Annotated in this window: 10 protein-coding genes and 1 pseudogene; 6 read left to right on the forward strand and 5 right to left on the reverse strand. The window is 75.8% G+C overall.

The genetic code is table 11. The annotated features are described in order from the left end of the window. Window positions 1-6 precede the first annotated feature (6 nt). The 3 genes from lnt to AB0D01_RS08005 all read right to left on the reverse strand — a co-directional run bounded on the left by lnt (window position 7) and on the right by AB0D01_RS08005 (window position 3,495). The gene (gene lnt / locus AB0D01_RS07995; protein ID WP_363054207.1) at window positions 7-1,695 is read right to left on the reverse strand and encodes an apolipoprotein N-acyltransferase; all 1,689 of its coding nucleotides are present in this window, start codon (window positions 1,693-1,695) and stop codon (window positions 7-9) included. A gap of 55 nt (window positions 1,696-1,750) precedes the next feature. Then, on the reverse strand, window positions 1,751-2,266 hold the full coding sequence (locus AB0D01_RS08000; RefSeq protein WP_363054208.1) for a hypothetical protein: 516 nt from the start codon (window positions 2,264-2,266) through the stop codon (window positions 1,751-1,753). 146 nt (window positions 2,267-2,412) lie between these two features. Continuing rightward, complete coding sequence (locus AB0D01_RS08005) at window positions 2,413-3,495, reverse strand: FAD-dependent monooxygenase (RefSeq protein WP_363054209.1); 1,083 nt, start codon at window positions 3,493-3,495, stop codon at window positions 2,413-2,415. A gap of 75 nt (window positions 3,496-3,570) precedes the next feature. Between AB0D01_RS08005 and AB0D01_RS08010 the strand changes: the two genes are divergently transcribed. Then, a complete protein-coding gene (locus AB0D01_RS08010; protein ID WP_363054211.1) occupies window positions 3,571-4,170 on the forward strand; it encodes a TetR family transcriptional regulator in 600 nt (199 codons plus the stop codon). Next, a pseudogene (locus AB0D01_RS08015) lies at window positions 4,167-5,048 on the forward strand (ADP-ribosylglycohydrolase family protein); the annotation flags it as partial. The gene AB0D01_RS08010 and the pseudogene AB0D01_RS08015, both read left to right, overlap by 4 nt. A 74-nt stretch (window positions 5,049-5,122) precedes the next feature. Here AB0D01_RS08015 and AB0D01_RS08020 read toward each other — a convergent pair. Beyond that, the gene (locus AB0D01_RS08020) at window positions 5,123-6,382 is read right to left on the reverse strand and encodes a hypothetical protein (protein ID WP_363054301.1); all 1,260 of its coding nucleotides are present in this window, start codon (window positions 6,380-6,382) and stop codon (window positions 5,123-5,125) included. A gap of 108 nt (window positions 6,383-6,490) precedes the next feature. Continuing rightward, window positions 6,491-7,291, reverse strand: coding sequence for an aspartate/glutamate racemase family protein (locus AB0D01_RS08025; RefSeq protein WP_363054212.1), 801 nt, complete (start codon window positions 7,289-7,291; stop codon window positions 6,491-6,493). Window positions 7,292-7,448: 157 nt separating this feature from the next. Between AB0D01_RS08025 and AB0D01_RS08030 the strand changes: the two genes are divergently transcribed. From AB0D01_RS08030 to AB0D01_RS08045, 4 genes are all read left to right on the forward strand, one after another. Then, window positions 7,449-8,624 (forward strand): glycosyltransferase, encoded by a 1,176-nt coding sequence (locus AB0D01_RS08030; RefSeq protein ID WP_363054213.1) that lies wholly within the window; start codon window positions 7,449-7,451, stop codon window positions 8,622-8,624. A gap of 246 nt (window positions 8,625-8,870) precedes the next feature. Next, complete coding sequence (locus tag AB0D01_RS08035) at window positions 8,871-9,401, forward strand: DUF6643 family protein (RefSeq protein ID WP_363054214.1); 531 nt, start codon at window positions 8,871-8,873, stop codon at window positions 9,399-9,401. An 81-nt stretch (window positions 9,402-9,482) separates the two neighbouring features. After that, entirely contained in the window at window positions 9,483-10,307 is an 825-nt protein-coding gene (locus tag AB0D01_RS08040; protein ID WP_363054215.1) for an MOSC N-terminal beta barrel domain-containing protein, read from the forward strand. Window positions 10,308-10,653: 346 nt separating this feature from the next. Continuing rightward, complete coding sequence (locus AB0D01_RS08045; RefSeq protein ID WP_363054216.1) at window positions 10,654-11,265, forward strand: hypothetical protein; 612 nt, start codon at window positions 10,654-10,656, stop codon at window positions 11,263-11,265. Window positions 11,266-11,343 lie beyond the last annotated feature (78 nt).

Genomic DNA, 11,343 nt, shown 5'->3' on the forward strand with positions numbered 1-11,343 from the left:
CCGGAGCTACGCGTCCGTCCGGCGCGCCCCCGTCCGGCGGACCAGGACCCATCCGAGGCCGGCGGCGGCGACCAGCAGCAGCGCGTACTCGGGCAGCGGGCCCAGGCGGGTGGCGGGGGTCTGCGTCGAGCGGAGCGGGATCTCGGAGACCAGCGCGTCGGCGGTGAACAGCTGCGTCTGCGAGACGACCGTGCCGTCGGGCCGGATGACCGCGCTGACCCCGCTGGTGACGGGCACCAGGACGGTCCGGCTGTGCTCGACGGCCCGGATGCGGTCCATGGCGAGCTGCTGGTAGGTCATCTCGGTGCGGCCGAAGGTGGCGTTGTTGCTGGGGACGGCGATGACCTGGGCGCCGGCGCGGACCGTGGAGCGGACCGCGTCGTCGAAGGCCGCCTCGTAGCAGGTGACCATGCCGACGCCGGTGCCCGCCATGTCGAACACGCCCGGCTCCTTGCCGGGGCCGAAGTCGCGGCGGACGCGGTCCACGTCGGAGCTGAACAGCCGGACGAAGGAACGCATCGGGATGCGTTCGCCGAAGGGCTGGATCTTGCGCTTGTCGTAGGTGGCGGTGGGGCCCTTGACCGGGTCCCACAGGATCATCGTGTTGCGCAGCGGTCCCGTCTCCGGGGCCAGCACGGAGCCGATCGCGACGGGCACGCCGATGGCCTTCACGGCGCGGTCGATGACGGCGTGGGCGTCGGGCTGCGTGTACGGGTCGATGTCGGAGGAGTTCTCGGGCCAGACGACGAAGTCGGGCTTGGTGGCGCGGCCCGCCTTGACGTCCTCGGCGAGCTGGATCGTCCGGTTGGCGTGGTTGTCGAGGACCTGGCGGCGCTGCGCGTTGAAGTCGAAGCCGGCGCGCGGCACGTTGCCCTGGATCACGGCGGCGACGGCCGTGCCGTCCTCGTCGGCCACGGAGACCAGCGGTCGGGCGGCGAGGGCCACGCCGATCGGGGCGAGGACGGACAGGGCGGCGACGGCCGCGGTGCTGCGGCGGGGGTGGTCGCGGGCGACGCGCAGGGCCTCGTAGAGGCCGAAGCCGCACAGGGCGACGGCGAAGGAGAGCAGGGGGGTGCCGCCGAGCGCGGCGAGGGGGGTGAAGACGCCGTCGGCCTGGCCGAAGGCGAGCTTGCCCCAGGAGAAGCCGCCGAACGGCGCCCGGGCGCGCAGGGCCTCGCTCGCGACCCAGACGGCCGCGCCCCACAGGGGCCAGGCGGGCAGCCGGCCGACGAGGGCGATGCCGAGGCCGGCGAGTCCGATCAGCGCGGCTTCGAGGGTGACGAGCGCCAGCCAGGGCACCGGGCCGACGCCCTCGCCGGTCCAGACGAGCAGCGGCAGCAGGTAGCCGAGGCCGAAGACGAAGCCGAGTCCGAAGCCCGCGCGGGCGCGGCGGCCGCGCAGGCAGCCGGCCAGCAGCGCGAGGGCGAAGGGGGCCAGCCACCACAGGGGGCGGGGCGGGAAGCTGACGTAGAGCAGCACGCCGGCGAGCGCGGCGAGGACGGTCCGCAGGGCCCAGGCGCCCTTGCGCGGGGCGCGGGTCGCGCCGCTCGCGGCGTCGGTCGCCCGCGGGCCCCGGTCCGGGTCTTCGCTCCGGCTCCCGGGGCGGCCTGGGTGTTCGTTCGCGGGATCCGCCTGGGCTCGACCGGCGGCCCCGGAGGGCTCGCTTCCGGCGGCGCGGGTGACACTGCTGCTCATCTGGCGGAGTGTACGTCCCCGCACGCCGAGGACCGGTAAGGAGGCGACGTGGCGGTCAGCGGGCGAGGGCGCGCAGGTGCGCGCGCAGGACGCGGACGGCGCTCTCGGCGTCGTCGACGGTCACCGTGAACACCTTGCCGTCGCCGAGGCCGAGCCGGACGCCCTCCCCGCGCCGGACGATCACGGCGGTGCCCTTCTCGGGGCGCCAGCGGCAGCCCCAGCCGCCCCACTGCTGCGGGGTGATGCGCGGGACGAACTCGGCCGAGACGACCTGGTCGAGGCGGATGGTGCGGCGCGGCAGTCCGATGTGGCCGCAGCGCACGGTCAGGGACTCGGAGTCGATGGTGACGGCCACGTGCACGAAGGCGAGGGTTCCGAAGAGGATCAGCAGGCCGGCGGCGAGGCAGCCGATCACGGCCATGAGGAGGGCGACGATGCCGCCGTTCCAGGAGTGGTCGACGGCGAGCTCGATCCCGAGCGCCAGGCAGGCGGCACCGGCCACCGCCAGCAGCCACTGCGCGCGGTTGGAGGCCCGGCCGGTCCACAGGGGACCCGGGGGGTGCGCCGTCATGTCCAGCAGCGTACTCACCTTCCGCATGGACGCCACCGCCTCTACGCCACTCGGGCGCATCGTGCCGCTTCGGGCACGGGGCGCCTTCCCCCGTCGACCTCGACCAAACTTCAGGTCACCGGCCCGACGTCCTCCCTCTCGGCCGCTCAGCCGGGCAGCAGCCGCACCAGGGCGTCGCGCAGGGCGGGTCGGCGGGTCGTCACGAGCCGGTGCAGGCTCCGGGAGCCGAAGGCGACGCGTTGCGCGCTGCGGCGGCGCTCGGTGTCGTAGGCGCGCAGCGCGGCGGGGAGCCCGGTCGCTCCGTGTTCGGCGACGGCCCGCGTGAGCGCCTCGGCGTCGAGCAGGGCGGTGCAGGCGCCCTGCCCGAGGTTGGGGGTCATGGCGTGGGCGGCGTCTCCGACGAGGGCGAAGCGACCGCCGGTGACGAAGGTGGGCAGCGCCGGGTGGAGGTGGCGCATCTCGTACCGGATCCAGGTGCTCGGGTCGGTGCGCGCGAGCAGGCGCGGGACCGGGTCGTGCCAGCCGGCGAAGGCGGCCCGCACCTCGTCGGGGGTGGTGGCGCCGGCGGGGACGGTCGCGTACCAGTTGGTGCGGCCGGGCTCCACCGGGGTCATGCCGAAGAACCGGCCCGCGCCCCAGGTCTCGCCGTGGATCGACGTCTCGAAGTCCGCGATGCCGATCCAGGCGGTCGTGCCCACGGCGCGGACCCGGGAGCGCGCGCCGAGCCGGGCGTCGAAGCGGGCGCCGCGGACGGCGCTGTGGATGCCGTCCGCGCCGACGACGAGGTCGACCCCGTCCTCCCGGGCGGCGAGGTCGGTGACGCGGTGTCCGTAGCCGACGCGCGGGCCTCCGAGCCGCTCCAGCTCGGCGAGCAGCGCGTCGATCAGGTGGGGCCGGGAGACGAGCAGCTCGGGCCGGCCGGCGCGGCGTTCGATCCGCTCCAGCGGGAGCGCGGCCAGCACGCGGCCGTCGGGGCGACGGATGTGCGCGGTGCGGTACGGCACGGCCCGCTCCCGGAGGGCGTCGCCGAGTCCCAGGCGGTCCAGGGCGCCCTGCGCGGTCGGGTGGATGCCGAAGGCGGTGCCGTAGCGCTCGGGGGCGGTCCGCCCTTCCAGCACGGTCACCGACCAGCCCGCCCGGCGCAGCCCGACGGCGGTGGCCAGCCCGCCGACCCCCGCACCGACGACGAGTGCCCGACCCGTCCCGACCCCGCTGTTCACGGCTCCCATGGCACGCCTCCGCCCGCTCGCCATCCCCGATGGGCACCACACCCGTGTTACCACGGGTGTGGTTATGCTGGCAACGTGAACCATGACCGCAGGGGCAGGCTGTGCGACGCCGCCATGGGCGTGCTCGCGGAGGCGGGCGGTCGGGGACTGACCCACCGCGCCGTCGACGCCGCCGCCGGGGTGCCCGTGGGCACCACCAAGAACTACTTCCCGACCCGCGACGCACTGCTGCGGGCCGTCGCCGAGCGCTGCCTGGAGCGGTACCGCGAGCTGTCCGAACGCCTCGCCGGATCCGGCCCGGGGCCGTCCGGGCGGGCCGAACTCGCCACCTTCCTCGCCGACCTGCTGCGCGACGTCGCCGGGCCGGGGCGCACGCGCGTACTGGCGTACCTGGAGCTCCGGACCGAGGCCGGCCGACGCCCCTGGCTCACGGACCTGCTGGACCCCATCGCCGCGTCGGACTTCGCGGCGTACGGACACCTGCTGGCGGCCGCCGGACTGCCCGCCGGGGAGGACCGGGCCCGCGCGCTGACGCTCGCCCTGCACGGCGCCGTGCCGCACCTGCTGGCGGGCACCCCGCACACCCTGGCCGCGGCCGGGCTCGACGACCCGGACGCCTTCGCACACGCCCTGCTGGCCACCGTGTGCCCCGAGGGCTCCGGACCGGCCGCGTGACCGCGCGTACGCCGACCCGGCTCGACCGGGCCGAGGGCGCCGTCCTCGGCTCCGCGGTGGGCGACGCCCTGGGCGCCCCCTACGAGTTCGGCCCCGCCGGGGCCCTGTCCGAGCGCGGCGCGGAGATGCGCGCCGGCGGCGGCTGGGACCCGGGCGAGGCCACCGACGACACGCAGATGGCGGTCCTGGTCGGCGAATCCCTGCTGGAGCGGGGCGGGCTCGACCTGCCCGACGTCTTCGCGCGGTTCCGGCGCTGGGCGGCGGGATCGCCGAAGGACATCGGCCTCCAGACCGAGGACGTGCTGAGCGGTGGCGCGCCCTGGGACCTGGCCGCGGCGCTGCACTTCCAGGTCAACGCCCGGGCGGCCGGCAACGGTTCCCTGATGCGGGCCTCGACCTCGGCCGTGTACTTCGCCCCGGCCGGGCGGGAGGCGACCATGGACGCCGGCCGGCGGATCGCGGCCCTCACCCACGGGGACCGGGCGGCCTGGGAGGGCACGGCCGTCCTCCACGAGCTGGTACGGATCGCCCTGGACGGGGGTGACCCCGTGGCCGCCCTGCCGGGCGTGCTCGACGCCGTGCACCCGGGGCACCGCGAGCGGTACGCCGTCGTCCTCGACCCCGCCTGGCACCCCGACCGGGCCACCGAGTTCAACGGGGCCGTGTGGCCCTGCCTGGGCTCGGCGGTGTGGGCGCTGCGCACCACGTCCGGGTTCGCGCAGGCCGTACGGGCCGCCGTGGACCTGGGCGGCGACACCGACACCGTCGCGGCCGTGACCGGAACCCTGGCCGGGGCGGTGTACGGGGCCGCGGACGTTCCCGCCGCCTGGACGGCCCCGTTACACGTGCCGCTGCCCGGGTTCGACGGGCGGGTGCTGGACGCGGACGCGCTGCGGACCCTGGCGCGGCGGCTCGCGCCCGGTCGGGCCGAGGGCCGGCGCCGGGGGGCGCATCAGCCGCAGCCGCAGCCGCCGCAACCCCCTCCGCCGCAGCCGCCGTCGCCGCCGCACCCGCCCCCGGTTCCGGTGCCGGCGGCGGTGCCGGTCGCCGTCGCGCGGGTGGCCCTGCGGCGGCGGCTCGACTCCCACTCCTCCCGCTCGCGCACCCGACTCACCGCCCGGTGGGAGATCCCGGCCGGGGTCCACGGGCCCAGCCGGTGGCGCCGGCGCGGCGACAGGGGCGCGGCCGTGACGCAGGCGCGGATGCCGGAGCCCGACCCGTCGTGGACGGCGTACTCCAGGACGATCTCGACGCCCTCGCGGGGCTCCCCGTACAACACCGCCTCGAAGGGCTCGCGCAGGGCGTCGACGTCGTGCAGCCCCGCCCCCGGCCTCCCGTCGGCCCAACCGGCCAGGAGCCGCCCCCCGGCCAGGGTGTCGTCCTCGCGGGGGCGGCAGGAGATCAGGGGCCGGCCGGTGGTGTCGTCGGCGTCGGGGTAGAGCCACAGGTGCCCGGACGGCGCGGCCCGTACGCCGACCACCAGCGCGGGCAGGCCCTCGCGGTACGGGCGGCGCGAGGCCCGGTCGGCGCTCCAGCCCCGCCCCAGGAGGGTGGTCCCGACGGCCAGCAGCGCCAGGCTCACCGTCTGCTGGCCCACCGCGTCGTACGGGAGGGCGGTTCCGTGCGCGGTCAGGTCCTCGACGATCCCGTCGACGAGGACGCCGACCCCGGCCAGGCAGAGGAACGCCCCGCCGGTGACGGCGCGCATGCCGCGGCGGTCGTGGCCGCGCGGCATGCGGTCCGGTGGCGCGAAGCGGGCCGGACCGGCCGCCGCGCGGGCGATCCGCTCCTGCCGGCGGCGGGACCACAGGCGCAGCAGGGCGCCCGTCAGCGCCCACAGGGACAGGGCGGCCGGCAGCAGGACGTCGACCCGGCCGGAGGAGAGGTCCGGCGCCGATCGCGCGAGGAGCGCCGCGGCGGACACGGCGGCCGCGACCGGCAGGTACCGGTACCAGAGCGGCAGGACCACCGAAAGGGCCGTCAGGAAGTGGTCGTTCCAGGTCGTTCCGACCGCGTCCGCCGAGCCTCCCGCCCACGGGGCCAGGGCGAGCACGACGGCCACCAGGATCGCGAGGAACCAACTCCCGCCGAGGGGCGCGAAGATGATCGGGACGAGCGCCCGGCGCCACCGTTGCCCCTCCGGAACTCCCCAGGCACGTACGTCACTTGCCGGTTTCACGCCGACGGGAAGGTGCTTGGCGTAGGCCATCATGCGCCCAGTATGGGAGCGCGGGGCCTGCGACGGAACGGGGTGGTCGGGCGGTTCGCCGGGCGGCCTCCCCGGCGGTCCCGCGCCCCCCGGCGCGGTGGGGGTCCCCGGTCAGCGGCCGACGGCGGCGTCGTGCGCGAGCTGCGCGACGAGGCGTCCTTCGGCGTAGCCGAGGGCGGCGGCGGGCAGGGCGGAGGGGCGTCCGCTGAGCAGCACGGTCAGGGTGCCCGTCGCGGGCAGTTCGGGCGCGGGGGCGACGCCGATCCGGCGCAGCGCCTGGACGGCGACGGCCTCGGCGGAACCGTGGTAGACCGGCTGCGCTCCCCCGGCGCGCTCCGCGATGGCGGCCCGGATGGGTTCCTCGACGAGTTCGTAGTGCGTGCAGCCGAGCACCACGTCCGTGACGTCGGACGGGGTGAGGGCGGCGGCGGCCGCCACGGCCCGGACGACGGCCTCCTCGTCGCCGTGTTCGACGGCGTCGGCGAGTCCGGGGCAGGGCACCTCGGTGACGGCGGCGCCGGCGGCGAACTCGCGGATCAGACCGCGCTGGTACGGGCTGCCCGTGGTGGCGGGGGTGGCCCAGATCGCCACCCGGCCGCCGGCCGCGGCGGCGGGCTTGATCGCCGGGACGGTGCCGATGACGGGGATGTCGGGCTCCAGGTCGGCCCGCAGGGTCTCCAGGGAGTGCACGGAGGCGGTGTTGCAGGCCACGATCAGGGCGTCGGGACGCAGGGCCGCGGCGGCCCGCGCGACGCCCCGGGCGCGCTCGGTGAGGTCGGCGGGCGTGCGCGGCCCCCAGGGCATGCCGTCCGGGTCGGACGACAGCAGCAGATCGGCGTCGGGCCGCAGCCGACGCGTCGCGGCGGCCGCAGCGAGGAGGCCGATTCCCGAGTCCATGAGCGCGATCTTCACCTGGTCACCTTAATCGACGCCCCCCTCACCCCCCAGCGCACCGACCCCGCAGCACCACAACGAATCGGTACAAACATCCCCACAACGCCGCCCGATCCGGCCGCGCCGTGAGCGCCGCGTCCGCGACAGCGCCCACGCCGTTCGGCACACTGCCGCCATGGGCCTCCTCCTCGTCGCCGCCTACGCCTCCCTCGCCGTCTGGCTCTGGCTCACCCTCGCCCAGGGCATGTTCTGGCGCACCGACGTCCGCCTCCCCCCGCGCACCGCGCCCGCCCACTGGCCGTCCGTCGCCATCGTGGTGCCCGCCCGGGACGAGGCCGAGGTGCTGCCGCACAGCCTTCCCTCCCTGCTCACCCAGGACTATCCCGGTGAGGCCGAGGTGGTCCTCGTCGACGACGGCAGCACGGACGGCACGTCCGAGCTGGCCGTTCGTCTCGCCTCCGAGTACCCCGGGCTGCCCCTCATGGTGCTCTCCTCCCCCGGCGAACCGCCGGCCGACTGGACCGGGAAGCTGTGGGCGCTGCGGTACGGCATCGCCCACGCCCGTCGCGCCCACGCCGACGAACCCGACTACCTCCTGCTCACCGACGCCGACATCGCCCACGAGCCCGACAGCCTGCGCGAGCTCGTCTCCGCCGCGACCTCCGCCCGCCTCGACCTCGTCTCGCAGATGGCGCGGCTGCGGGTGGTCGACTTCTGGGAGCGGCTCGTCGTCCCCGCGTTCGTCTACTTCTTCGCCCAGCTGTACCCCTTCCGCCGGATCAACCGGCCCGCCTCCCGCACCGCCGCGGCCGCCGGGGGCTGCGTGCTGCTGCGCACCGAGGTCGCCGTCCGCGCCGGGATCCCGGACTCCATCCGGCAGGCCGTCATCGACGACGTGTCGCTCGCCCGCGCGGTCAAGGACGCGGGCGGTCGGATCTGGCTGGGGCTGGCGGAGCGGGTCGACAGCGTGCGCCCGTACCCGCGGCTGGTGGACCTGTGGCGGATGGTGTCGCGCAGCGCGTACGCGCAACTGCGCCACCGGCCGTCGCTGCTGTCGGGGACGGTGGCGGGGCTGTGCCTGGTGTACCTCGTGCCGCCGGTCGCCCTGTTCGTCGGGCTCGCCTCGGGGCGGGCCGCCCTCGCGTGGGCCGGCGCGCTCGCCTGGCTGTTGATGGCCGGGACGTACCTGCCGATGCTGCGCTACCACCGCCGGTCCCCCGCGCTCGCCCCGCTGCTTCCGTTCACGGCGCTGCTGTACCTGTTGATGACCGTCGACTCGGCGGTGCGGCACTACCGGGGGCGGGGGGCGGCCTGGAAGGGCCGTACCTATGCCCGTCCCGGCGACGCGTGAAACCCGCGGGTGGTCACCGTGCGTACGTCATCCGAGGTCACGCGGGCGTGACGACGCGTCGACGACAACAGGGTGTAACGACCAACCGGTGAGCACGAGTAGGAACAAGCCGGTGCGCAAGTGGCGAATCGTGCACGTGAACGTCTGGTGAAAGGTGTGGCGCTGACCTGGGAATATGCAGGTCAGGGCGGGGTTGACGGCACCTCGCTATGGACCCCGTGAAGTCGTGGGCTTAACTTAGGTCCCATGACCTCCCCCCGCTCCACTTATGGCGGCGGTTACTACTCCGCGCCCTCCTTCCCGGACACCCCCATCTACGACTCCCTCGTCGCCGAACGCGGGACTCCGCAGATCGCCCCGATCCGCGTTCCGGCCGCCTACGAGTCGCCCAGTGCCGGTTACTCGAGCGGTGGTTACCTGCCGGCCCTCCCTTCCGCTTTGCCCGCGCTGCCGCCCGCCATGCCCCAGCAGCAGGCGCAGGGGTACGGCTACCCGTACCCCCAGCACCAGGCTCCGCAGCAGCAGATGCCCGCGCCGATGGGCATGCCGATGCCGATGCCCCTCCAGCACGCGCCGGCGCCGTACATCCCGCAGCAGCAGCCGGTGCCGGCCCGCGTCGGGTACGTGCCGCAGCCCCAGCCGCAGCAGCCCCGTCCGGTCGCCGCGGGCGGCTACGAGGCGATGCGCCCCGCCGCCCCGCGCCCCGTGGCGTCCGCGGCGCAGGTCCCCTCGTACGAGGATCCGTACGGTCGGGGCCACCAGGGCCGCGGCTACTGACGTGACGTGACGCGCGGGGCCCTGTGTGCCCTGCGCGAAACACCCTGGGGTCGGGGGCGGGGCGGCTGTCACAATGCCCCCATGCCGAACTTGTACGTCCATTCCCTCCACGTCCACCCCGTGAAGTCCCTCGCCGGCACCGCACCCGACGAGGCGTTCGTGGAGCCGTGGGGGCCGGCCGGCGACCGGCGCTGGGCCGTCGTCGACACCGAGGGCGCGGTCATCACGCAACGCCAGCAGGCGCGGCTGGCGTTGGCCTCCGCACGTCCGCTGGACGGCGGGGGCGTCGCCCTGTCGGCGCCCGGCATGCCCGACCTGGTCGTGGAGGTGCCGGAACCGGGCCCACTGGAGCCGGTCGTCCTGTTCGGCAAGAAGGTCGAAACCGTGGTCGCGGCGTCCGCCGCCGCCGACTGGTTCAGCGCGTACCTCGGGGTGCCCGCGCGCCTGGTGCACATGGACGATCCGGCCGTGCGCCGCCCCGTGGACCCGCGCTACGCGCTCCCCGGCGAGACCGTCAGCCTCGCCGACGGCTACCCGCTGCTGGCGGCCACCCTCGCCTCGCTGGACGCCCTCAACACGTGGATCGCCGAGGGCGACGACCCGCAGGAGGGCCCCCTGCCCATGAACCGGTTCCGCCCCAATCTGGTGGTGGCCGGCGCCGAGGCCTGGGCCGAGGACCACTGGCGGCGCATCGCGATCGGCGACGCCGTCTTCCGCGGCGTCCGCGAATGCGGTCGCTGCGTCGTGACCACTACCGACCAGGCCACGGCCGAGCGCGGGCGCGAACCGCTGAAGACCCTGGCGAAGCACCGCCGGATCGGGAAGTCGCTGGCCTTCGGGCGGCAGCTGGTGCCCGTCACCCCCGGCACGGTGCGGGTGGGCGACGAGGTGCGGATCCTGGAGTAGTCGCGTCCCGTCGACGGACGCCGCATCCGAACGCACCGGACACACGGGGCACACGGGGCACACGGGACGGAAGGCCCGGCCGGGGGTCCCCCGGCTGGAGGAGCGCTCGGGCACGCCTTGACCACGGCGGGCCGGATCACCCCTTCGGGGGGCTCCGGGTGTCCACTGGAACCAACGGACCGGGCGGGGCCGTTGCAGCGATCAGGACGTGTGACCGGCCCCGGGGCGTGTGCACCGGATCGGGTGACGGACGTCCGCGCGTCCCGGAATGCGCGTCCACCGGGCATGCGGAAGGCTAGGACGCGCAGGCAGACCAGTGACTCGCAGCGGCAGGGGGAGCCGGACGGTGCGAACGGCAATGGGAGTGTGGCGGTGGCGGCGGAACCCGCTGCGCCGGCGCACCGATCTCTTCGAAGCGTGGGTGGCGTTCGCCGCGCTGGTCTGCTTCCTGCTGGTGGCTCCGGCCGTCGGCTGGGTCGCCAGCCTCCAGGTGGACGGGACGCTCCAGCGGGCCGCGCGCGAGCAGCGGCACGAGCGCTACCTCGTGCCGGCCGTGGTGGTCCGGCCCGCCGCGGGCGCGGTCGCCGGATCGGCGACCGACCCGTCGGCGCAGCGCCAGTCCCCGGAGCGGACGCGGATCGTCGCCTCCTGGACGGCGCCCGACGGCAGCAGTCACCAGGGGACGGTGCCGGCGGCGGAGGAACCACCGCGCCCCGGCGACCGGTTCCGGATATGGACCGACATCCGCGGTCGCCTCGTCGGGCAACCGCTCGACCCCTCCTCCGCGTCCTTCCACGCGGGCGTGGCCGGCCTGGCCGCCGCGCTGACGGCGGCGGCTCTGGTGGAGACGGTCCGACGATTGGTCGTACGACGCCTCATGCATCGGCGGTACACGCGCCTGGACCGCGCGTGGGCCGCCGCCGGGCCCGACTGGGGTCGGGCGGGTGCGGGCAGCTGACCTGGCCACTCACCGGCCCCGCGCGCGCTACCGTGACCCGTGGGGCCGCTTCGGCCCCTTCGGCGGCTGTGAACGGCT

The organism is Streptomyces sp. NPDC048606 (genome assembly GCF_040650855.1).
Lineage (GTDB): Bacteria > Actinomycetota > Actinomycetes > Streptomycetales > Streptomycetaceae > Streptomyces.